The sequence below is a fragment of the Jiangella anatolica genome, assembly GCF_003236295.1.
Lineage (GTDB): Bacteria > Actinomycetota > Actinomycetes > Jiangellales > Jiangellaceae > Jiangella > Jiangella anatolica.
Map to the genome: position 1 here is coordinate 1 of NZ_POTW01000014.1, position 21,002 is coordinate 21,002.

Annotated in this window: 20 protein-coding genes and 1 pseudogene; 20 read left to right on the forward strand and 1 reads right to left on the reverse strand. The window is 72.6% G+C overall.

Annotated elements, in window-relative coordinates:
- From C1I92_RS33695 to C1I92_RS07865, 9 genes and pseudogenes are all read left to right on the forward strand, one after another.
- Positions 1-186, forward strand: a pseudogene (locus C1I92_RS33695) (hypothetical protein); the annotation flags it as partial.
- Positions 187-326: 140 nt separating this feature from the next.
- Positions 327-1,451, forward strand: a complete 1,125-nt coding sequence (locus C1I92_RS07830) for a substrate-binding domain-containing protein (protein ID WP_111254108.1) — start codon at positions 327-329, stop codon at positions 1,449-1,451.
- 40 nt (positions 1,452-1,491) lie between these two features.
- Positions 1,492-2,469, forward strand: coding sequence for a hypothetical protein (locus tag C1I92_RS07835; protein WP_111254109.1), 978 nt, complete (start codon positions 1,492-1,494; stop codon positions 2,467-2,469).
- Positions 2,470-2,664: 195 nt separating this feature from the next.
- Complete coding sequence (locus C1I92_RS07840; RefSeq protein ID WP_158564044.1) at positions 2,665-3,945, forward strand: WxL protein peptidoglycan domain-containing protein; 1,281 nt, start codon at positions 2,665-2,667, stop codon at positions 3,943-3,945.
- Positions 3,942-4,919 (forward strand): sortase, encoded by a 978-nt coding sequence (locus C1I92_RS07845; RefSeq protein ID WP_199521040.1) that lies wholly within the window; start codon positions 3,942-3,944, stop codon positions 4,917-4,919. The genes C1I92_RS07840 and C1I92_RS07845 overlap by 4 nt, the downstream gene beginning before the upstream one ends.
- Positions 4,920-4,968: 49 nt before the next feature.
- Positions 4,969-5,832, forward strand: a complete 864-nt coding sequence (locus C1I92_RS07850; RefSeq protein ID WP_111254111.1) for an ATP-grasp domain-containing protein — start codon at positions 4,969-4,971, stop codon at positions 5,830-5,832.
- A gap of 50 nt (positions 5,833-5,882) precedes the next feature.
- Positions 5,883-7,856 carry a threonine--tRNA ligase gene (gene thrS / locus C1I92_RS07855; protein WP_111254112.1) on the forward strand — a complete coding sequence of 658 codons (1,974 nt, stop codon included), beginning with the start codon at positions 5,883-5,885 and terminating at the stop codon, positions 7,854-7,856.
- A 2-nt stretch (positions 7,857-7,858) separates the two neighbouring features.
- Positions 7,859-8,365: an HIT family protein gene (locus C1I92_RS07860; RefSeq protein ID WP_111254113.1), complete on the forward strand. Its 507-nt coding sequence runs from the start codon at positions 7,859-7,861 to the stop codon at positions 8,363-8,365.
- Entirely contained in the window at positions 8,362-9,828 is a 1,467-nt protein-coding gene (locus tag C1I92_RS07865; protein WP_111254114.1) for a S10 family peptidase, read from the forward strand. Before C1I92_RS07860 ends, C1I92_RS07865 begins: the two co-directional genes overlap by 4 nt.
- Here C1I92_RS07865 and C1I92_RS07870 read toward each other — a convergent pair.
- Positions 9,825-11,957: an elongation factor G-like protein EF-G2 gene (locus C1I92_RS07870; protein ID WP_111254115.1), complete on the reverse strand. Its 2,133-nt coding sequence runs from the start codon at positions 11,955-11,957 to the stop codon at positions 9,825-9,827. The genes C1I92_RS07865 and C1I92_RS07870 overlap by 4 nt on opposite strands.
- A 210-nt stretch (positions 11,958-12,167) precedes the next feature.
- Between C1I92_RS07870 and pgsA the strand changes: the two genes are divergently transcribed.
- The 11 genes from pgsA to ruvB all read left to right on the forward strand — a co-directional run bounded on the left by pgsA (position 12,168) and on the right by ruvB (position 20,995).
- Positions 12,168-12,779: a phosphatidylinositol phosphate synthase gene (gene pgsA / locus C1I92_RS07875; RefSeq protein ID WP_111254116.1), complete on the forward strand. Its 612-nt coding sequence runs from the start codon at positions 12,168-12,170 to the stop codon at positions 12,777-12,779.
- Positions 12,776-13,702, forward strand: a complete 927-nt coding sequence (locus C1I92_RS07880) for a phosphatidylinositol mannoside acyltransferase (protein WP_199521041.1) — start codon at positions 12,776-12,778, stop codon at positions 13,700-13,702. Before pgsA ends, C1I92_RS07880 begins: the two co-directional genes overlap by 4 nt.
- Complete coding sequence (locus tag C1I92_RS07885) at positions 13,699-14,835, forward strand: glycosyltransferase family 4 protein (RefSeq protein WP_111254118.1); 1,137 nt, start codon at positions 13,699-13,701, stop codon at positions 14,833-14,835. The genes C1I92_RS07880 and C1I92_RS07885 overlap by 4 nt, the downstream gene beginning before the upstream one ends.
- Positions 14,832-15,374: a hypothetical protein gene (locus C1I92_RS07890; protein WP_111254119.1), complete on the forward strand. Its 543-nt coding sequence runs from the start codon at positions 14,832-14,834 to the stop codon at positions 15,372-15,374. The genes C1I92_RS07885 and C1I92_RS07890 overlap by 4 nt, the downstream gene beginning before the upstream one ends.
- A gap of 476 nt (positions 15,375-15,850) precedes the next feature.
- Positions 15,851-16,750, forward strand: a complete 900-nt coding sequence (gene pdxS, locus C1I92_RS07895) for a pyridoxal 5'-phosphate synthase lyase subunit PdxS (RefSeq protein WP_267896722.1) — start codon at positions 15,851-15,853, stop codon at positions 16,748-16,750.
- A gap of 10 nt (positions 16,751-16,760) precedes the next feature.
- The gene (locus tag C1I92_RS07900) at positions 16,761-17,291 is read left to right on the forward strand and encodes an NUDIX hydrolase (protein WP_199521043.1); all 531 of its coding nucleotides are present in this window, start codon (positions 16,761-16,763) and stop codon (positions 17,289-17,291) included.
- Positions 17,292-17,400: 109 nt separating this feature from the next.
- On the forward strand, positions 17,401-17,934 hold the full coding sequence (pdxT, locus tag C1I92_RS07905) for a pyridoxal 5'-phosphate synthase glutaminase subunit PdxT (RefSeq protein WP_199521058.1): 534 nt from the start codon (positions 17,401-17,403) through the stop codon (positions 17,932-17,934).
- Between the two features lie 6 nt (positions 17,935-17,940).
- Positions 17,941-18,705 (forward strand): YebC/PmpR family DNA-binding transcriptional regulator, encoded by a 765-nt coding sequence (locus tag C1I92_RS07910; RefSeq protein ID WP_111254121.1) that lies wholly within the window; start codon positions 17,941-17,943, stop codon positions 18,703-18,705.
- 75 nt (positions 18,706-18,780) lie between these two features.
- Positions 18,781-19,305, forward strand: a complete 525-nt coding sequence (gene ruvC / locus C1I92_RS07915) for a crossover junction endodeoxyribonuclease RuvC (protein WP_111254122.1) — start codon at positions 18,781-18,783, stop codon at positions 19,303-19,305.
- Positions 19,302-19,922, forward strand: a complete 621-nt coding sequence (ruvA, locus tag C1I92_RS07920) for a Holliday junction branch migration protein RuvA (protein ID WP_111254123.1) — start codon at positions 19,302-19,304, stop codon at positions 19,920-19,922. The genes ruvC and ruvA overlap by 4 nt, the downstream gene beginning before the upstream one ends.
- Positions 19,919-20,995 (forward strand): Holliday junction branch migration DNA helicase RuvB, encoded by a 1,077-nt coding sequence (ruvB, locus tag C1I92_RS07925; RefSeq protein ID WP_111254124.1) that lies wholly within the window; start codon positions 19,919-19,921, stop codon positions 20,993-20,995. The genes ruvA and ruvB overlap by 4 nt, the downstream gene beginning before the upstream one ends.
- Positions 20,996-21,002: the final 7 nt, after the last annotated feature.

Consider the following 21,002-nt stretch of genomic DNA (forward strand, 5'->3'; position numbering starts at 1 on the left):
ACGCCCAGCCCCACGCCGACGCCGTCGGACACGTCCACCCCGGTGGCGCGGTCCAGCAGCACACCGGGGACCGACGCCGGCATCGCGCCCTACGTGCTCCTGGTGGCGCTGCTGATCGGCGCCGCCGCGGCGGTCGCCGGACCCGCCCTGACCCGGCTCGGCGCCCGCTTCGCCCACAAGGCCTGACCTCATTCATCTGGCGTACACGATGGCGAGACACAGCAGGTCAGAACGTTCGTGCTGCGTCCGTTCCACCGCCCCGGCGATCACGCAAACATCGATTCCGGCAACACAAGGCACGTCCCTTTCGAAAGGGGATCATTTCAGTGAAGCGTCAGACCATCGCCCGTGCGGGCGCCGTGCTCGGGGCCGCCGCCATGGCGCTCGGCCTCGCGGTCGGTCCCGCGTCGGCCGACCCGGACCCCGTCACCGACTACCGGCAGCTGGCCGGCGTCGGCTCGGACACGACCCAGGACGTGCTCAACGGCCTGGGCGTCGCCGTCGGCGGCGGTGACGTGATCGCGTCGTGGGACGCGCGCGGCACGGCCACCATCTCCACCAAGGACGCGGCGCAGAACGCGAACTGCCAGAACATGGTCCGCCCGAACGGCTCCGGCCAGGGCCGCACGGCCCTGCAGGCGTCCGAGGGCAGCGGCCAGTGGCAGGGCAAGACCATCACCGGCTGCGTCGACTTCGCCCGCTCGTCCAGCGCGCCGGGCAGCCCGAACACGAACGGCACTTACACCTACATCCCGTTCGGCGTGGACGCCGTCACCTACGCGGTGCACAGCAACGCCGTCACCGACCTCGGCTTCCCGGCGAACCTGACCCGGCGCCAGCTCGAGGGCATCTACAAGTGCGTCATCACCCGCATCAACGGGATCGACGTGAACCCGCTGCTGCCGCAGACGGGCTCGGGCACCCGTGCGTTCTGGCTGGCCCAGGTCGACATCCTCGAGGACGAGCTGTCCTCGTACCCGTGCATCGACCAGCGCAACAACACCGTCCAGGAGCACGACGGCCGCGTGCTGCAGTGGAGCCTGACCGGCAACACCGCCGACATCGTGCCGTTCTCGGTGGCGCAGTTCGTCGCCCAGGGCAACGCCGGCGAGACCCACGACGGCGTCCTGATCGACGTCGAGAACCGTCGCGGCAGCGCGGTGCTCGGCCGGGTCAACAACGTGGCGCCGACCACCGGCACCGCGGCCGACCCGGTCCTGAACGTCAACTTCCCGATCGTCCGCGACGTCTACAACGTCGTCCCGACGCACGACATCCAGGGCGCCGCGCCCGACGCGGCCATCGTGAACACCTTCGTGGGCGCCACCTCGGCCGTGTGCCAGCGGCGCACCGTGATCGAGGCCTTCGGCTTCGGTTTCCGGACCACCGCGGTCCCGGGTGACCAGCTCAAGCTCGCGTGTGGCGCCACCACGCTGCGGGCCAACAGCTGACACCTGGCTCCATCACCACCTTCGGAAGGGAAGGCAAGTCATGCACATGTCGAAGAGGGCGCTGGCGCTGGCCGCCACGTCCGTGGTCGCCGGCGTCGTCGGCGCCGGCCTCGCCGCCGTTCCGGCGAACGCGGCCGTGCTCGGCGACATCGAGTTCTCGGCGACCACCGGCAGCATCAACGACGGCCCGTTCCTGGCGTGGGCGCGCTCCTCGGGCCCGTGCCCGACGCCGTTCAGCCAGGCCGCGTCGCTCGACGTCGTCATCGACGTCGACGGCAACGGCACGATCGACCTGGACACCGAGCGCTTCTCGCTCGGCCCGACGCTGAACGAGGGCGGCTACGACCAGGGCCCGGTCCAGGTCGACGGCACCCCGGGCACCGCCCGGACGCTGGAGACCCGGCTGCAGGGCCGCAAGGGCGAGTTCGAGATCCGCATCAGCTGCATCTCCGAGCAGTTCATCGCCTCGCCGGACTACTACGCGGCGTCCATCATCGTCGAGGGCGACACGTGGCGCCTCAACGAGGACGTCGAGCAGCCGGTCGAGGGCACGCAGGACATCACCACCACGGTCGAGCAGGGCGAGGGCCAGCTCACCATGACGATCGGCGACGACGCGCAGGTCACCCTGCCGGCGCCGCAGCTCGATGGTGACCGGCTCTCGACCGAGGGCACCCTCGACCCCGTCACGGTCAGCGACACCCGCGCGGGTGCGCCCGGCTGGGACACCACCGCCCAGGTGAGCGAGTTCTCCACCGGGTCGGCCTCGTTCGAGGGCAAGTACCTCGGCTGGACCCCGGCGGTCGTCTCCTCGACGGCCACCGGTGTCACCGCGGGTGCCGCCGTCGCGACCGGCTTCGAGTCGGGCACGGGTCTGTCGGAGCCGCGGCAGCTGGCGGGCGCGCCCGCGGGCAGCGGCGCCGGCACCTCGCAGCTCGGCGCGGGCCTCTCGCTGGAGATCCCGGCCGACACCGCGGCCGGTACGTACACCGCCACGCTGACGCTGACCACGATCTGATCCGGTCGTCAGCACACCGGGGGTGGATCCGGGATCTCCGGGTCCACCCCTCCCGGCCGTAGTCGAGAATTGGAGTCACCTGCGATGGCCAGAGCCCTTCGTCGTCTCGCCGGGGTGCTCGCTGCCGTTCTGGCCTTTGCGGCGCTCGTCGCCGCGCCGGCAGCAGCCTCGTCAACCGCACCTTCGGATGGGTCGGTGAGCTGGTCGGTCCAGCCGTCGACCGAGAACGGCCCGGACGGCCGCACCGCCTTCACCTACGAGCTCGAGCCCGGCGCGACCGTCTCCGACGTCGTCCGGGTCAACAACTTCAGCGACACCCCGCAGACCTTCCGCGTCTACTCGCAGGACGCGATCAACACCCCGGAGGGCAGCTTCTCGCTGCTGGAGGGGTCCGAGACACCGGTCGACGTCGGGCTCTGGGCGGCGGTGAGCCACGACAGCGTCGAGGTGCCGGCCGGCGGCCACGTCGACCTGCCGTTCACGCTGACGGTGCCGGCGAACGCGACCCCCGGCGACCACGCCGGCGGGATCGTCGCGTCGCTCACCGACGTCGTGACCGAGGAGGACGACAACCAGGTCCTCGTCGAGAACCGCGTCGGCGCCCGCATCTACCTGCGCGTCGGCGGCGACCTGGCGCCGTCCGTGCGGATCCAGTCCGTGTCGGCCTCGTTCGACGGCGGGTGGATCCCGTTCGCCGGCGGCTCCCTCTCCGTCACCTACGAGCTGGAGAACACCGGCAACGTGCGGCTGACCGGCTCGCAGCTGGTCGACGTCGAGGGGCCGCTGGGCGTGGCCCTGAAGTCCGTCCACCCCGACGACCTGCCCGAGCTGCTGCCCGGCCAGAAGTACACCGTCACCACCGAGGCGACCGGCGTGCAGCGGCTGGGCCGGCTGACCGCCCGGGTGTCGATCGACCCGGCGTCGCTGAACGTGCCCGAGGGCAGCGTGGAGCCGCCGGACGTGTCCGCGGTCGCGTCGGTGTGGGCGGTGCCGTGGCCAGAGCTGCTGGTGCTGCTGGTGATCGTCGTGCTGCTGGTGCTGCTGCGCCGCCGTTCCCGCGGGCGCCGGCGCCGGGCGGCGGAGGCGATCGCGGCCGCCGAGGCGCGCGGCCGGGCCGCAGCGGCGGCCGAGCTGGGCACGTCGCGGATCGTGGCGGTGCTGACGGCGGGGGTGCTGGCGCTGCTCGGCCTGGCCGGGCTGGCCGGGCCCGCCGTTGCCGGTGAGCGGCCGGCGCCGGGGGAGATGGACGTGACCGTGACGGTCCCGTCGCCGTCGCCGACGGGGTCCGACTCCGGTTCCGACTCCGGTTCCGTCGGCGGCACCGGCGACGCGGACGGCGGGGAAGGGGAGCACCCGCCGACCGGCGCCGACCTCGCCGGCTGGGCCGGGATCGGCGTCCTGCTGGTGGTGTTCGGGACGTTGCTGGCCCGGCCGCTGCGGCGCACCGGCGCCGGCGCCGGCGAGGCGGCCGCGTGAGTGTGGACACGCCGCCGTCCGCCCCGCCCGCGCCGGCTCCACCGGTGCCGCCGGCGTCGCCCGCTCCTCGCCCGTCCGTGCAGCCGCCGGTCATGCCGTCCGTGCCGGTGGTCGTGTCGTCCGGGCTGGGCGACGCGCTGCGGCTGCCCGGGCTCGCGCTGACGATCGTCGGCGTGCTGCTGCTCGGCTTCGTGGCGCAGCTGGGGCTGCTGTCGCAGCTCGGGCACTCGCGGGCGCAGGAGCTGGCGTTCGACGAGTTCCGGGTGCGGCTGGCCGACGGCACGGCGCCGCTCGGCCAGCTCAACGCGGACGAGGAGCTGTACCCGTCGGGCACGGCGATGGCGGTGCTGGAGATCCCGGCGCTCGCCCTGCACGAGGTCGTCTTCGAGGGGACGACGTCGGCGGTGCTGCAGGACGGTCCCGGTCACCGTCGCGACACCGTCTATCCCGGTCAGGCCGGGACCAGCGTCGTCATGGGCCGGCAGGCGACCTACGGCGGCCCGTTCGGCGGGCTGGACCTGCTGCAGCCGGGCGAGCCGCTCACTGTCACCACCGGGCAGGGCGCGCACACGTACCACGTGACCGGCGTGCGCCGCGAGGGCGATCCGCAGCCGCCCCCGCTCGCCGCCGGCGAGGGCCGCTTGACGCTCGTCACCGCCGGCGGCGACCCCTTCCGCCCCGACGACGTCCTGCGGGTCGACGCCGAGCTGGTCAGCGACCCCGTCCCGGCTCCGTCCCGCCCGTATCGGCCGGCCGACCTGCCGGAGTCGGAGCAGGCGATGAAGGGCGATCCGTCCGGGTGGGTGGCGGTGATGCTGTGGGCGCAGGCGATCGCGGTGGCCGCAGCCGGCGTGGCCTGGGCGACGGTGGCGTGGGGCAAGGCCCAGGCGTGGACCGTCGGCGTGCCCCTCCTCGGCGGCCTCGGCATCGGCCTCGCCGACGCCGTCGCGGTGCTGCTGCCGAACCTGATGTAGTCAGTATCGACGGGTATCGTCGGGGCTGTCGCTTGCGGAAGGATCGCCCATGCCTCGTGTTGCCCTGGTCACCTGCGCCGAGTTGCCCGACCTCGACGTCGACGACCGGCTGGTCGTCGAGCCGTTGCGGGCGCTCGGCGTCGACGTCGAGACGCCGGTGTGGGACGACCCGGCGGTGGACTGGGCGTCGTTCGACCTCGCGGTGCTGCGCAACCCGTGGGACTACGCCCGCCGCCGGGAGCAGTTCCTGGCCTGGGCGCACGCCGTGCCGCGGCTGCTGAACCCGGCGAAGGTGGTCGAGTGGAACACCGACAAGGTGTACCTGCGCGAGCTGGCCGCGGCCGGGCTGCCGGTCGTCCCGACCACCTGGCTGACGCCGGGCGAGCCGCCCGCCGGCCTCCCGCGGAGCGGCGAGTACGTCGTCAAGCCGTCGATCAGCGCCGGCTCGGCCGACACCGGCCGCTACGACCTGGCCGACGCCGGGCAGCGCGCGCTCGCCGTCGCGCAGGTGGAGAAGCTGCTGGGCCGCGGCTCCACCGTCATGCTGCAGCCGTACCTGACCGCCGTCGACACCGCCGGCGAGACCGCGATGCTGCACCTCGGCGGCGCGTTCAGCCACGCCATCCGCAAGGGCGCCCTGCTCGACGGGCCGGACCTGCGCGACGGGAAGCCGCTGTGGAGCGAGCAGATCGAGCCGCGCGAGCCGTCGGACGCCGAGCGCGAGCTGGCCCGGCGCACCCTGGACGCGATCCCGGGCAGCGACACCCTGCTGTACGCACGCGTCGACACGATCCCGGGCCCAGACGGCGCCCCCGTCATCCTCGAGGTCGAGCTGACCGAGCCGAGCCTGTTCCTGGCCACGTCGCCGGGCGCGCCGGAACGGCTGGCGCGGGCGATCACCGCCCGCCTCTAACCGCTACCATCGACCCGGCCGGAAACCACCCCAGAACCGAGGAGCACGTCGTGTCCGAACAGATCCGTATTGCCGTCGCCGGGAGCGAGCGACAGGTCGATGCGGGCACGACGGCGGCCGAGCTGTTCGCCGACGACGCGACCGTGATCGCCGCCCGCTTCGGCGGCGCGCTGGCCGACCTCGCCAGGGTGCTGGCCGACGGCGACGAGGTCGAGCCGGTCGCGATCGACTCCCGCGACGGCCGCGACATCCTGCGGCACTCGACGGCGCACGTCATGGCGCAGGCGGTGCAGGAGCTGTATCCCGAGGCGAAGCTCGGCATCGGCCCGCCGGTCGAGAACGGCTTCTACTACGACTTCGACGTCGCCGAGCCGTTCACCCCCGACGACCTGAAGAGCATCGAGAAGCGGATGCAGCAGATCGTCAAGGAGCGGCAGTCGTTCGTCCGCCGCCCGGTCTCCGACGACGAGGCTCGTGCGGAGCTGGCGAACGAGCCGTACAAGCTGGAGCTGATCGGCCTCAAGGGCGGCGCCGCCGAGCAGGCCGCCGAGGGCGCGTCCGCCGAGGTCGGCGGCGCCGAGCTGACCATCTACGACAACGTCAGGCCCGACGGGGAGCTGGCCTGGAAGGACCTCTGCCGCGGCCCGCACCTGCCGACCACGCGGAACATCCCGGCGTTCAAGCTGATGCGCGTCGCCGCCGCGTACTGGCGGGGCAGCGAGAAGAACCCGCAGCTGCAGCGCATCTACGGCACCGCCTGGGAGAGCCGCGACGCGCTCAAGGACTACCTCGACCGGCTGGCCGAGGCCGAACGGCGCGACCACCGCAAGCTGGGCCGCGAGCTGGACCTGTTCAGCTTCCCCGACGAGCTCGGCTCCGGCCTGCCGGTGTTCCACCCCAAGGGCGGCGTCATCAAGCGGGAGATGGAGGACTACGTCCGCCGCCGGCACCTGGAGGAGGGCTTCCAGTACGTCGGCACCCCGCACATCACCAAGCAGGGCCTGTTCGAGACGTCGGGCCACCTGCCGTACTACGCCGACGGCATGTTCCCGCCGATGGAGCTGGAGGGCAGCTCGTACTACCTCAAGGCGATGAACTGCCCGATGCACAACCTGATCTTCCGCTCCCGCGGCCGCTCCTACCGGGAGCTGCCGCTGCGGCTGTTCGAGTTCGGCTCGGTCTACCGGTACGAGAAGTCCGGCGTCGTGCACGGCCTCACCCGCGTGCGCGGCATGACGCAGGACGACTCGCACTCCTACGTCACGCAGGAGCAGGCCGCCGACGAGATCAGGCACCTGCTGAACTTCGTGCTCGGCCTGCTCAAGGACTTCGGGCTGGACGACTACTACCTGGAGCTGTCCACCCGCGACCCCGAGTCCGACAAGTTCATCGGCACCGACGAGCAGTGGGAGGTCGCCACCCGCACGCTCGAGGAGGTCGGCAAGGCCTCCGGCCTCGAGCTGGTCCCGGACCCGGGCGGCGCGGCCTACTACGGCCCGAAGATCTCGGTGCAGATCCGCGACGCCATTGGCCGCAGCTGGCAGATGTCGACCATCCAGCTCGACTTCAACCAGCCGGCCCGGTTCGAGCTGGAGTACCAGGCCGCCGACGGGACCCGGCAGCAGCCGGTGATGATCCACTCGGCCAAGTTCGGCTCCATCGAGCGGTTCATCGGCGTGCTGGTCGAGCACTACGCCGGCGCGTTCCCGCCCTGGCTGGCGCCGGTGCAGGCGGTCGGCATCCCGATCGCCGACGAGCACGTCCCGTATCTGGAGACCGTCGCGGCGAAGCTCGCCGACGCCGGCATCCGGGTCGAGGTCGACGACTCCGACGACCGCATGCAGAAGAAGATCCGCAACGCGCAGAAGCAGAAGATCCCGTTCATGCTCATCGCCGGCGACGACGACGTCGCCAAGGACGCGGTCTCCTTCCGCTACCGCGACGGCAGCCAGAAGAACGGCGTGCCGGTCGACGAGGCGGTCGCCGAGATCGTCGACGCCGTCCGCCGCCGCCTGCAGGTCTGAGGATGCCGGAGGCGGACCGCCTGGAGCGGCTCTGGACGCCGTACCGGATGGCCTACATCACCGGCGAGGCGGGGAACGGCCGCGACGGTGATGGCTGCCCGTTCTGCGAGATCCCGAAGAAGTCCGACGAGGACGGGCTGATCCTGCACCGCGGCGAGACCGCGTACGCGGTGCTGAACCTGCACCCGTACAACCCCGGCCACCTCATGGTCGTCCCGTACCGGCACACCGGCGAGTTCGAGACGCTCACGGACGCGGAGTCGCGCGAGCTGACGGCGATGACGCAGGACGCCGTGCGCGCGGTGAAGGCGGCGTCGGGCCCGCAGGGCTTCAACGTCGGTCTCAACCTCGGCGGCGTCGCCGGCGGCTCGCTCTCCACCCACCTCCACCAGCACGTCGTGCCGCGGTGGAGCGGCGACGCCAACTTCATGACCGTGCTCGACAACACGAAGATCATGCCGCAGCTGCTCGCCGACACCCGCGCCCTGCTGGCCGAGGCCTGGCCGTGACCGACGCAGAACCCAAGCCCAAGGACGACGACGTCACGCACCTCGAGGACGAGCTGGTCACCACCCATCACGACCTCGACACGCCGGACGGCCGGCTGTCCTACACGGCCAAGGCCGGCCGGGTCGTGCTGTGGGAGGACAAGGTCGAGGACGACGTGTGGAAGGGCCGCCGCCCGCGTGCCCAGGTCGGCCTGACGGCGTACACGCTGGACGACGCCGACGCGAGCACCAGGCCGGTGACCTTCGCGTTCAACGGAGGGCCGGGCTCGGCCAGCGTGTGGCTGCACCTCGGCGTGCTGGGGCCGCGCCGCGTCGTCATGGGCGACGTCGGTGAGCTGGCGCCGCCTCCGTACGGGCTGGCCGACAACCCGGAGTCACTGCTCACGGCGAGTGACCTCGTCTTCATCGACCCCGTGTCGACCGGGCGGTCCCGGGTGGTCGACGGCGAGAAGGCGGGCGACTTCCACGGGTTCACCGCCGACATCGAGTCCGTCGGCGAGATCATCCGGCAGTGGGTCACCGCCGAGGGCCGCTGGCTGTCGCCGAAGCTGCTGGCGGGGGAGTCCTACGGCACCACCCGCGCGGCGGCGCTGGCCCAGCACCTGCAGAGCACCGGCATGTACCTCAACGGGCTCATGCTCATCTCCTGCGCCCTCAACTTCGGCGTGGCCGAGTTCCAGGTGGGCAACGACAATGCGTACGCGCGCTACCTGCCGTTCTACGCCGCGGCCGCCCACTACCACGGCAGGCACCCGGGCCGGGAGCTGCGCGACGTCGTCGCCGAGGCCGAGGGGTACGCCGCCCGCGACTACCTCTACGTGCTGGCCCGCGGGTCCCGGCTGAGCGGCCAGGAGCGGGCCAACGCCGTCGCGACCGTGGCCCGCCTCGCCGGCGTGAGCGAGGACTACGTCGACCGCGCGGACCTGCGGCTGGAGCACTGGCGCTACTTCACCGAGCTGCGTCGCGCCGACGGCCTCAGCGTCGGGCGGCTGGACGCCCGGTTCACCGGGCCCGCCGGCGACGGCGTCGCCGACGGCATGGACGCCGACCCGTCGATGGACGCGATCCTCGGCCCGTACGCCACGGCGTACCAGCACTATGCCCGCGCCGAGCTCGGCATCGAGGACACCACCCCGTTCCACGTGTTCGGTCCCGACGTCATCGGCAAGTGGAGCTACAAGGAGTTCGAGAACGCGCCGGTGTCGGTGCTGGACCGGCTGTCCCGGGCGATGCGGCAGAACCCGCACCTGCGCGTCCACGTCGCCTTCGGCTATTACGACGGCGCGACCCCGTTCTCCTGCGCCGAGGACGACCTCGCGCACCTGAAGATCCCCGCTGATCTGCAGGGAAACATCGAACGCCGCTACTACGAGGCCGGCCACATGATGTACGTGCACGAGCCCAGCCGGCTGCGGCAGAGCGCCGACCTCGTCGACTTCGTGCGGCGGGCCACCGCAGGCTAGGGTCCGTCCGCGGTCACCTTGGCGGCGATGTTCTGCGGCATCGGCTCGTACCGGGCGAAGCGCCGGGTGAAGGTGCCGGTGCCGTGGCTCATCGCGCGCAGGTCGATCGCATACCGCACGATCTCGGTCTGCGGCACGTCGGCGCGCACCACCGTCCGCCCGGAGCCGACCGTGTCGGTGCCCAGCACCCGGCCGCGCCGCCCGGAGAGGTCGCCCATGACGGCGCCCACGTAGTCGTCCGGGACCATGACGGAGATCTCGTCGACCGGCTCCAGCAGGCTCACCCCGGCCGCCGACGCCGCCTCGCGCAGCGCCAGCCCGCCCGCGGTCTGGAAGGCCATGTCCGACGAGTCGACGCTGTGCGCCTTGCCGTCGTAGAGGGTGACCTTGATGTCGACCATCGGGTAGCCGGCGACGGTGCCGCGCTCCATCTGCGCCCGCACGCCCTTCTCCACCGACGGGATGAACTGGCGCGGGACCGAGCCGCCGACGACCTTGTCGACGAACTCGAAGCCGCCGCCCTCGGGCAGTGGCTCCACCTCGATCTCGCACACGGCGTACTGGCCGTGCCCGCCGGACTGCTTGACGTGGCGGCCGCGGCCGTTCGCCTTGCCCGACAGCGTCTCGCGCAGCGGCACCCGCAGCCCGACGGTGTCGACGTGGACGCCGTGGCGGGTCCTCAGCCGGTCCAGGACGAGATCGGCGTGCGCCTCGCCCATCGTCCACAGCACGAGCTGGTGCGTCTCGCCGTTGTTCTCCACGCGCAGCGTCGGGTCCTCGGCGACCAGCCGGGACAGCCCCAGCACCAGCTTGTCCTCGTCGGCCTTGGCGGACGGGACGATCGCGAACGGCAGCAGCGGCTCGGGCATGGTCCACGGCCGCATGAGCAGCGGGTCGTCCTTGGCCGACAGGGTGTCGCCGGTCTCGGCGCGGGACAGCTTGGCGACCGCGACGATGTCGCCGGCGTGCGCCTCGGGCACCGGCCGCAGCGTCTTGCCGAGGGGGCAGGACAGCGCGCCGATGCGCTCGTCCTCGTCGTGCTCCTCGTGCCCGCGGTCGGCCAGGAAGTGGCCGGAGACGTGCACCGTCGCGTCGGGACGCAGCGTGCCGGAGAAGACCCGGACCAGGCTGACGCGGCCGACGTACGGGTCGGACGTGGTCTTGACGACCTCGGCCAGCAGCGGGCCGGCCGGGTCGGCCGTGATGCCTTCGCGCGGCGTGCCGTCCACCGTCGTGACCTCGGGCATCGGGTGCTCGGCGGGGGAGGGGAAGCCGCCGGCGATGACCTCCAGCAGCTCCTGCGTGCCCAGGCCGGTAGCGGCGCAGACCGGGATGACGGGGTGGAACGACGCCCGTGCGACCGCCCGCTCCAGGTCGTCGACCAGCACCTTCAGCTCGATGTGCTCGCCGCTGAGATAGCGGTCCATCAGCGACTCGTCCTCGGACTCCTCGATGATGCCCTCGATCAGCTCGCCGCGGGCCTCCTCGAGCAGCGCCGCCTCGTCCGCCGACGGGTCGCGCGCCTCGCGCCGGCCGCCGTCGTAGGTGAACACCCGCTCGCTGAGCAGGCCGATCAGTGAGTCCGTGCCGCTGGGGAGATAGAGGGGGAGCACCTTGTCGCCGAAGCCGTCGCGGATCGCGGCCAGCGTGCCGGCGTAGTCCGAACGCGGGTGGTCCAGCTTGGTGAGGACGACGGCGCGCGGCATCCGCACGGCCTCGCACTCGGCCCACAGCAGCCGCGTCGTGCCGTCGATCGGCTCGGCGGTGGAGACGACGAACAGCGCGCAGTCGGCGGCGCGCAGCCCGGCCCGCAGGTCGCCGACGAAGTCGGCGTAGCCGGGGGTGTCCAGCAGGTTGATCTTCGTCTGCTCGTACAGCAGCGGGGCGAGGGCGAGACCGACCGACCGCTGCTGGCGGATCTCGCTCTCGTCGTGATCGGTGACCGTGGTGCCGTCCTCGACCCGGCCGGCCCGGTGAATCGTCCCGGACGCGACGAGGAGGGCCTCGACCAGCGTCGTCTTACCCGCGGAAGCCGGGCCGACGAGAGCGACGTTGCGGACGTCGACCCCGTCGGCCGGAGGTACGCCTCCGGCGTCGCCCTGCTCTCCTGTCTGGTGCCGTGTCGCCATGCGCCAGCCTCCTGCCTCGCAGGCGACGCGCGGCCCGGCGGATCCAGCGCCTCGTTGCGCCGCCGCGGTTCGTAGATGTGGTGATGGCCACTTTGCTGCCCGAGGCGTGGATGCGCAAGGGTGATCGGCATATCGCCAGTAGCATGGCGGCGCCGGGTGCCGCTCACTCTGCGGGCCGGTTTCGGACATCTGGAGTCGAACGGACGGGCGATGCTCGACAAGTACACCCGGGTCTATTCGACCCGCATCCTGACCCCGGCGGCGCGCGGCATGCTGCGGCTGGGGCTGGGCCCGGACGCCGTGACGGTCATCGGCACCCTCGGCGTCGTCGCCGGTGCGCTGATCTTCTACCCGCGCGGGGAGTTCCTCTGGGGGACGCTGTTCATCACGGCGTTCGTGTTCTTCGACAACATCGACGGGATCATGGCCCGGCTGCAGGGCCGGACCAGCAAATGGGGCGCGTTCCTCGACTCCACGCTGGACCGGTTCGGCGACGCCGCGATCTTCGGCGGGCTGGCGATGTGGTTCGCCGGCGACGGCGACGACCTGCGCATGGTGGCGCTGCTGATCGCGTGCCTGACGCTGGGCGCCGTCGTCTCGTACGCGAAGGCGCGGGCGGAGAGCCTGGGCTACACCGCCGGCGGCGGCATCGCCGAGCGGGCCGACCGGCTGGTCGCCGTCCTCGTCATCACCGGACTGGTCGGGCTGTTCGACCTGCCGGTGGTGGTGCTCGAGGTGCTGTTGTGGCTGCTGGCGGCGGCCAGCGCGTGGACGGTGTGGCACCGCGTCCGCACGGTGTGGCGGCAGGCGGCGCTGGAGTGAGCACGTTCAGCGACCGCCGTCAGCTGTGGCTGTACAGCACCGGCTGGTCCGCGGTCCAGCACATGCCGGAGAAGGCGGCCTACCGGTCGTTCCGGACGATCGCCGACTTCTTCTGGCGCCGGCGCAGCCGGTACGTGCGGCGGCTGGAGCAGAACTACGCCCGCGTCGACAAGTACAGCCCGGACGAGCTGCGCGAGCTGACCCGCCTCGGCGCGCGGTCCTACATGCGGTACTGGTGCGACGCGTTCCGGATGTCGGAGTGGAGCCACGAGCGCATCCTCGACCGCGTCCGGGTGGTCGACGAGTACCGCCTGCGCGACGCCCTGGCCGCCGGCCGGGGCGTCGTCGTCCCGCTGCCGCACATGGCCAACTGGGACTGGGCCGGCGCGTGGGCCTGCCTCACCGGCGCGCCGCTGGCGACGGTGGCCGAGCGGCTGCGCCCGGAGGCGCTGTACGAGCGGTTCGTCACCTACCGCGAGGCGCTCGGCATGACGGTGCACCCGCTCGGCGGCGACGGCGTCATGAGCGCGCTGGCCGAGCACCTCAACCGCGGCGGGCTGGTCTGCCTGCCGGCCGAGCGGGACCTGTCCAAGCGCGGCGTCCCGGTGACGCTGTTCGGCGAGCCGACGCGGATGCCGGCCGGAAGCGCGATGCTGTCGTTGCGCACCGGCGCGCCCCTGATCCCCGTCACGCTCTCCTACGAGGGCCGAGAGCCCGACCACGGCCTGGTGATCCGCTTCCACGAGCCGATCCAGCCGCCGGAGGAGCGCGGCGAGCGGCTGGCGACGATGACGCAGCGCATCGCCGACGCGTTCGAGACCGGCATCCGGGCCAACCCGGAGGACTGGCACATGACGCAGCGGCTGTTCCTCGCCGACCTGGACCCCAGCGACCCGCGCCGCGCGCACCCGGTGCCGTCATGAAGGTCGGCATCGCCTGCCCGTACGCCTGGGACGTCCCCGGCGGCGTCCAGGTGCACATCCGCGACTTCACCGAGGAGCTGACCCGGCGCGGCCACACGGTCTCCGTCCTGGCGCCCGGCGATGACGACGACCTGCCGCCGTACGTCACCACCGTCGGGCGGCCGCTGGCGATCCCGTACAACGGGTCGGTGGCGCGGGTCGCGTTCGGGCCGCGGATCGCCGCCCGGGTGCGCCGCTGGCTGGTCGACGGCGACTTCGACGTCGTGCACGTGCACGAGCCGGCGTCGCTGTCGCTCGGGCTGATCACGACGCTGTGGGCCGAGGTGCCGATCGTCGCGACGTCGCACTCGGCGATGCGGCGGTCGCGGGCGATGAGCGCGGCGCAGGGGATCCTGAAGTCGGCGTTCGAGAAGTTCACCGCGCACATCGCCGTCTCCGAGGAGGCCCGGCGCACCGTCGTCGAGCATCTCGGCGTCGACGCGGTGCTGATCCCGAACGGGCTGTTCGTCGACCGGTTCGCCGTCCCGCCCCGTCCCGACTGGCGGTCGGGGGACGGGACGCTGTCGTTCCTCGGCCGCCTGGACGAGCCGCGCAAGGGCCTGCAGGTGCTGCTGAAGGCGTGGCCGACGATCCATGACGCGTTCCCGAAGGCGCGGCTGCTGGTCGCCGGGCGGGGCGAGATCGACGACATCCGCCGCGGCATCGAGCCCCGGCATCGCGACGCCGTCGAGTTCCTCGGCGGCGTCAGCGACGACGACAAGGCGGCGATGCTGGCCAGCAGCGACATCTACGTCGCGCCCCACATCGGCGGCGAGTCGTTCGGCATCGTCCTCGCCGAGGCGATGGCCGCGGGCGCGCCGGTGCTGGCCAGCGATCTCGAGGCGTTCCAGGTCGTGTTGGACGGGGGCCGGCTGGGCGCGCAGGTGCCGGTCGGCGACGCGGCCGCGCTGGCCGGCGAGGCGATCGCGCTGCTCGGTGACCCCGCGCGGCGGGCCCGGTACCGCGCGGCGGCGTCGCTCGGGGTGCGCCGGTACGACTGGGCCCGGGTCGCCGACGAGGTCCTCGCCGTCTACGAGATGGCCATCGCCGTCGGGTCCGGCGGGCACACGTTCAAGCTGCCGGGGCTGCCGTGAACTGGGAGTGGCTGTTCGTCACGATCGCCGTGCTGGCGGCGCTGGGCGTCTACCTGTCGTGGACGGCCGGCCGGCTGGACCGCCGCCACGCCCGGCTGGCCGCGTCGCGGGCCGTGCTGGACGCGGAGCTGCTGCGGCGCTCGGGTTCTGTGTTGGACCTCGCGACGGCCGGGCTGCTGGACCCGGCGACGTCTGTGGCGCTGGCCGATGCGGCGTCGCGGGCCCGGACCGCCGCCGAGGGCGCCGAGCGGTACCAGGCGGAGAGCGATCTGACGGCGGTGCTGACGGCGGTGCTGGACGACCCGGCCGACCTGGAGCCGCTGCGCTCGGATCCTGCCGCGGCCGCCGCGCTGGACGAGCTGGCGATGGCCTGCCGGCGGGCGGCGCATGCGCGGCGGTTCCACAACGAGCTGGTGCGGGGCGCCGTTCGGTTGCGGCGCAAGATGCTCGTCCGCTGGCTCCGGTTGGCCGGGTACGCGCCGATGCCCGAGACCGTCGAGCTGGACGACACCGTGCCGCGGGGGCTCGCTACGGAGTAACCCGGTTTTGCCGTTCGCCGGGCTCTCGTTCGTTGGGGTTGCCGCGTTGGCCTGCCCCCTGCTGCTTCCAGTGTCGGGGGCGCGGTGACGCGCCTCAAGTCCGCGCCGCGGTGGGTGTTCTTCGCTGGGGTCGGGGGCTTGGACTTGACCCGCGTCACCGCGCCCCCGGTTCAGCAGCGTCAGGGGGCCGGCCGGAGGATGGGCCCTGGCTTCCGGGCTCGCTCTGCTTCTGGTCCGCTGGCCTCCTCTGGTTGCCTGTGGTGTTGGCGACCGGCTTCGCTGTGGTTGCTGGCCGCTGGCCTCCCCTGACGGAAAGCGCTCGCCCTCCGCTGCTCCCATGATCATCAACCTTTTGCGTCGTCAGGGCAGCACGGAAGGTTGATGATCATGGGAGAGCGGGGGCGCGGCGATGCCAGTGGTGAGGCCTTACCATGGTGCTGTCCGCCAATCCCTTGACTCGTGAGGTTCGAGCAGCAGTGTCCGAAGAGACGCAGTCCACCGTCGGTACCGCGCGGGTGAAGCGCGGCATGGCCGAGATGCTCAAGGGCGGTGTGATCATGGACGTGGTCACGCCGGACCAGGCACGCATCGCCGAGGACGCCGGCGCCGTGGCCGTGATGGCGCTGGAGCGAGTGCCGGCCGACATCCGGGCGCAGGGCGGCGTGGCGCGCATGAGCGACCCCGACCTCATCGACGGCATCATCGACGCGGTGTCGATCCCGGTGATGGCGAAGGCGCGGATCGGGCACTTCGTCGAGGCGCAGGTGCTGCAGAGCCTGGGCGTGGACTACATCGACGAGTCCGAGGTGCTGACGCCGGCCGACTACGAGCACCACATCGACAAGTGGAAGTTCACCGTGCCGTTCGTGTGCGGCGCGACGAACCTGGGCGAGGCGCTGCGACGCATCGCCGAGGGCGCGGCGATGATCCGCTCCAAGGGCGAGGCCGGCACCGGCGACGTCTCCAACGCGACGACGCACATGCGGCAGCTGCGCGACCAGGTCACCCGGCTGACGTCGCTGCCCGAGGACGAGCTGTACGTGGCGGCCAAGGAGCTGCAGGCGCCGTACGAGCTGGTCAAGGAGGTCGCGCAGGCCGGCAAGCTCCCGGTGGTGCTGTTCACCGCCGGCGGCATCGCCACCCCGGCCGACGCCGCGATGATGATGCAGCTCGGCGCCGAGGGCGTGTTCGTCGGCTCCGGCATCTTCAAGTCCGGCGACCCGGCCCGCCGCGCCGAGGCCATCGTCAAGGCGACCACGTTCTACAACGACCCCGACACGCTGGCCAAGGTGTCGCGCGGCCTCGGCGAGGCCATGGTCGGCATCAACGTCGCCGACGTGCCCGAGCCGCACCGGCTCGCCGAGCGCGGCTGGTGACCACGCGGCGGTGACTGCGGACGCCTCCGACCTGGGGGAGTGGCGCGACGACGAGGGCGTCTGGTTCCGTCGCGCCGCCCGCGTCATCGCCGTCGACGGCGCCGGCCGCGTGCTGATGATGCGCGGCGTCGATCCCGCCGCGCACGACCACGTCTGGTGGATCACGCCCGGCGGCGGCCTCGACCCGGGCGAGGACGAGCGGGCCGGCGCCGTCCGCGAGCTGTACGAGGAGAGCGGGCTGCGGCTCGACCCCGCGCAGCTGACCGGCCCGGTCGCTGTCCGCAGCGCGCTGTTCAGCTTCGACGGCCGGCCGTACCGGCAGGACGAGGTGCTGTTCTTCGCCCGGCTGCCCGAGGTGGCGGCCGAGCTGGACACCACCGGCTGGACCCCGGTCGAGCAGGCGTCGGTGACGGAGCTGCGCTGGTGCACCGCCGACGAGCTCGACGCCGTCGGCGAGCCGGTCTACCCGCCGGCGCTGCCGTCGATCGTCCGCGGCCTGCTCGACGGCGGCTGGGACGGCGTCGCCCGTTCGGTCGAGTGACCGCCCGGGCGGTAAAATCGAGGGTCGGACCCGAACCGAAAGGCCTGCCGTGACCCAGCCCATCGTCGGCGTGCTCGCCCTGCAGGGCGACGTGCGCGAGCACCAGCGCATGCTGGCCGACGCCGGCGCGCCCAGCACACCGGTGCGCACACCGGACGGGCTGGCCGCCGTCGACGCGCTCGTGCTGCCCGGCGGCGAGTCCACCACCATCTGGCGGCTGGCCCGCACGTTCGGCCTGCTCGAACCGCTGCGGCGACGGGTGGCCGAGGGGATGCCGGCGTATGGATCCTGCGCCGGCATGATCATGCTGGCCGACCGCATCGAGGGCGGCGTGGCCGGCCAGGAGACCGTCGGCGGCATGGACATCACCGTGCGCCGCAACGCGTTCGGCCGCCAGGTCGACTCGTTCGAGGCCGACCTCGACTTCCCGGCGCTCGGCCCGGACCCGCTGCACGCCGTGTTCATCCGGGCGCCGTGGGTGGAGAAGATCGGCGACGGCGTCGAGGTGCTGGCTCGAGTGCCGTCCACAGGTAATATCGTCGCGGTCCGGCAGGGACGGCTCCTCGCCACGTCCTTCCACCCGGAACTGACCGCGGACGCGCGTGTGCACGCGCTCTTCCTCGACATCGTGAAGGAGGCTTGACCCCTTATGTCCGGCCACTCCAAGTGGGCGACCACCAAGCACAAGAAGGCCCTGGTCGACGCGAAGCGGGGCAAGCTCTTCGCCAAGCTGATCAAGAACGTCGAGGTGGCGGCCCGCACCGGCGGCGGCGACCCGGCCGGTAACCCGACGCTGTACGACGCCATCCAGAAGGCCAAGAAGTCGTCGGTCCCCAACGACAACATCGACCGCGCCGTCAAGCGCGGCTCCGGCGCCGAGGGCGGCGGGGCCGAGTACCAGACGATCATGTACGAGGGCTACGGCCCCAACGGCGTCGCGGTGCTGATCGAGTGCCTCACCGACAACCGCAACCGCGCGGCGTCGGAGGTCCGGGTCGCCATGACCCGCAACGGCGGCTCCATGGCCGACCCCGGCTCGGTCTCCTACATGTTCGACCGCAAGGGCGTCGTCGTCGTGCCGGCCGAGCAGGAGGGCGGCCGCAAGGTCACCGAGGACGACCTGCTCGAGGTCGTGCTCGACGCCGGCGCGGAAGAGGTCGAGGACCTCGGCGAGGCGTTCGAGATCCGCAGCGAGGCCACCGACCTCGTCGCCGTCCGCACCGCCATCCAGCAGGCCGGCCTCGACTACGACTCCGCCGAGTCGTCGTTCGTCCCGTCGGTCAGCGTCCCGCTCGACGAGGACGGCGCCCGGAAGATCTTCCGGCTCATCGACGCCCTCGAGGACAGCGACGACGTGCAGAACGTGTGGGCCAACTTCGACGTCTCCGACGACGTCATGGCCGCGGTCGGCTGACGGCGCGCCTGCGTCGTCGGCGCGACGCCCGCCGGTAGGGTCGGCACCGAACTGGTGTTCGGTGAAGGGTGCTGCATGCGGGTGTTGGGAGTCGACCCGGGACTGACGCGGTGCGGTCTCGGCGTGGTCGAGGGGTCGCCCGGGCGGCCGCTGAACCTCGTCGCCGTCGACGTCGTCCGCACCCCCGCCGACGCCGAGCTGGGGCACCGGCTGCTGGCCATCGAGACGGCGATCGAGGAGTGGGTGGCCGCCCACCGGCCCGACGTGGTCGCCGTCGAGCGGGTGTTCAGCCAGCACAACGTCCGCACCGTGATGGGGACGGCGCAGGCCAGCGGCGTCGCGACGCTGGTGGCGGCGCGCCGCGGCATCCCCGTCGTCACGCACACGCCCAGCGAGGTGAAGGCCGCTGTCAGCGGCAGCGGCCAGGCCGATAAGGCGCAGGTCGCGTTCATGGTGACCCGGCTGCTCCGGCTGGACGCTCGGCCCAAGCCGGCCGACGCCAGCGACGCGCTGGCGCTGGCGATCTGCCAGGTGTGGCGCGGCTCGGCGCAGAACCGGCTGCAGGCCGCGGTCGCCGCGGCGGGGAGGGGACGACGGTGATCGCGTACGTACGCGGCCAGGTGACGGTGGTCCGGCCGACGGAGGCCGTCATCGACGTCGGCGGCGTCGGGCTGGCGCTGCACTGCACCCCGTCGACGACGTCGGCGCTGCGGCTGGGCGAGGTCGCCCAGCTGGCCGCCAGCCTCGTCGTCCGGGAGGAGTCGCTGACGCTGTACGGCTTCGCCGACGAGGACGAGAAGACGGTGTTCGAGCTGCTCCAGACCGCGTCGGGCGTCGGCCCGCGGCTGGCGCAGGCGATGCTGTCGGTGCACTCGCCCGACGACCTGCGCCGCGCCGTCGCCACCGAGGACCTCGTCGCGCTGACGAAGGTCCCCGGCATCGGCAAGAAGGGCGCCCAGCGCATCGTCATCGAGCTGAAGGACAAGCTCGGCATGCCCGGCGGCGGCCCGTCGCTGGCGGCCGTCCCGTCCGCGCCCGCGCCCGGCGGCGACGGCTGGCAGGGCCAGGTGCACGAGGCACTCCTCGGCCTGGGCTGGTCCACCCGTGAGGCCGACCGCGCCGTCGAGTCCGTCTCCGGCGAGCTCAACGGTGAGGCCGACGGCATGGACGTCTCGACCCTGCTGCGCAAGGCGCTGCGGACGCTGGCCCGGACATGAGCGTCCCCGACGACCACGTGCACCGGCTGGTGGGCGGCGACGCCGACCAGGAGGAACGCACCGTCGAGGCGGCGCTGCGGCCGCGCACGCTGGCCGAGTTCGTCGGGCAGGAGCGGCTGCGCGAGCAGCTCTCGCTCGTCCTCGACGCGGCCCGGGCGCGGGGGAGAAGCGCGGACCACATCCTGCTGTCCGGCCCGCCCGGCCTCGGCAAGACGACCTTGGCGATGATCGTCGCCGCCGAGATGGGCGTGCCGCTGCGCATCACCAGCGGCCCGGCCATCCAGCACGCCGGCGACCTCGCCGCGATCCTGTCCTCGGTGAACGAGGGCGACGTGCTGTTCTTCGACGAGATCCACCGGATGGCCCGGCCCGCGGAGGAGATGCTCTACACCGCGATGGAGGACTTCCGCGTCGACGTCGTCGTCGGCAAGGGCCCCGGCGCAACGGCCATCCCGCTGGAGCTGCCGCACTTCACCATGGTCGGCGCGACGACGCGGACCGGTCTGCTGCCCGGGCCGCTGCGCGACCGGTTCGGCTTCACCGGTCACCTGGAGCTGTACGAGCCGGCCGAGCTGGAGCTGGTGCTGCGCCGCTCGGCCGGGCTGCTGGACGTGCAGCTGAAGGGCGACGGGACCGGCGAGATCGCCGGCCGGTCCCGTGGCACACCCCGGATCGCGAACCGGCTGCTGCGCCGGGTCCGGGACTTCGCCGAGGTCCGCGGCAACGGCGTCATCACCGGCGACGTCGCCCGGGCGGCGCTCAAGGTCTTCGCCGTCGACGAGCTGGGGCTGGACCGGCTGGACCGGGCCGTGCTGACGGCGCTGTGCAAGAGCTTCGGCGGGGGACCGGTCGGGCTCGGGACGCTCGCGGTCGCCGTCGGGGAGGAGCGCGAGACCGTCGAGGAGGTGGCCGAGCCGTTCCTCGTGCGGGCCGGGCTGCTGGCCCGCACCCCGCGTGGGCGCGTCGCGACCCCTGCCGCGTGGAGCCATCTCGGGCTGGCCGTGCCGGCGCAGACGGCGTTCGGACGCGGGTTCGACGAGCCCGACCTGTTCTCGGCCGCCGATGGTGCGTAACCTTCCG

What these genes read in the sequence shown, in the direction of transcription:
- C1I92_RS07910 (WP_111254121.1), top strand. Translation starts at nt 17,941, where the DNA reads ATGTCCGGCCACTCCAAGTGGGCGACCACCAAGCACAAGAAGGCCCTG.
- ruvB (WP_111254124.1), top strand. Translation starts at nt 19,919, where the DNA reads ATGAGCGTCCCCGACGACCACGTGCACCGGCTGGTGGGCGGCGACGCC.
- C1I92_RS07885 (WP_111254118.1), top strand. Translation starts at nt 13,699, where the DNA reads ATGAAGGTCGGCATCGCCTGCCCGTACGCCTGGGACGTCCCCGGCGGC.
- C1I92_RS07850 (WP_111254111.1), top strand. Translation starts at nt 4,969, where the DNA reads ATGCCTCGTGTTGCCCTGGTCACCTGCGCCGAGTTGCCCGACCTCGAC.
- C1I92_RS07835 (WP_111254109.1), top strand. Translation starts at nt 1,492, where the DNA reads ATGCACATGTCGAAGAGGGCGCTGGCGCTGGCCGCCACGTCCGTGGTC.
- pgsA (WP_111254116.1), top strand. Translation starts at nt 12,168, where the DNA reads ATGCTCGACAAGTACACCCGGGTCTATTCGACCCGCATCCTGACCCCG.
- C1I92_RS07860 (WP_111254113.1), top strand. Translation starts at nt 7,859, where the DNA reads ATGCCGGAGGCGGACCGCCTGGAGCGGCTCTGGACGCCGTACCGGATG.
- pdxT (WP_199521058.1), top strand. Translation starts at nt 17,401, where the DNA reads ATGCTGGCCGACGCCGGCGCGCCCAGCACACCGGTGCGCACACCGGAC.
- ruvC (WP_111254122.1), top strand. Translation starts at nt 18,781, where the DNA reads ATGCGGGTGTTGGGAGTCGACCCGGGACTGACGCGGTGCGGTCTCGGC.
- C1I92_RS07870 (WP_111254115.1), bottom strand. Translation starts at nt 11,957, where the DNA reads ATGGCGACACGGCACCAGACAGGAGAGCAGGGCGACGCCGGAGGCGTA.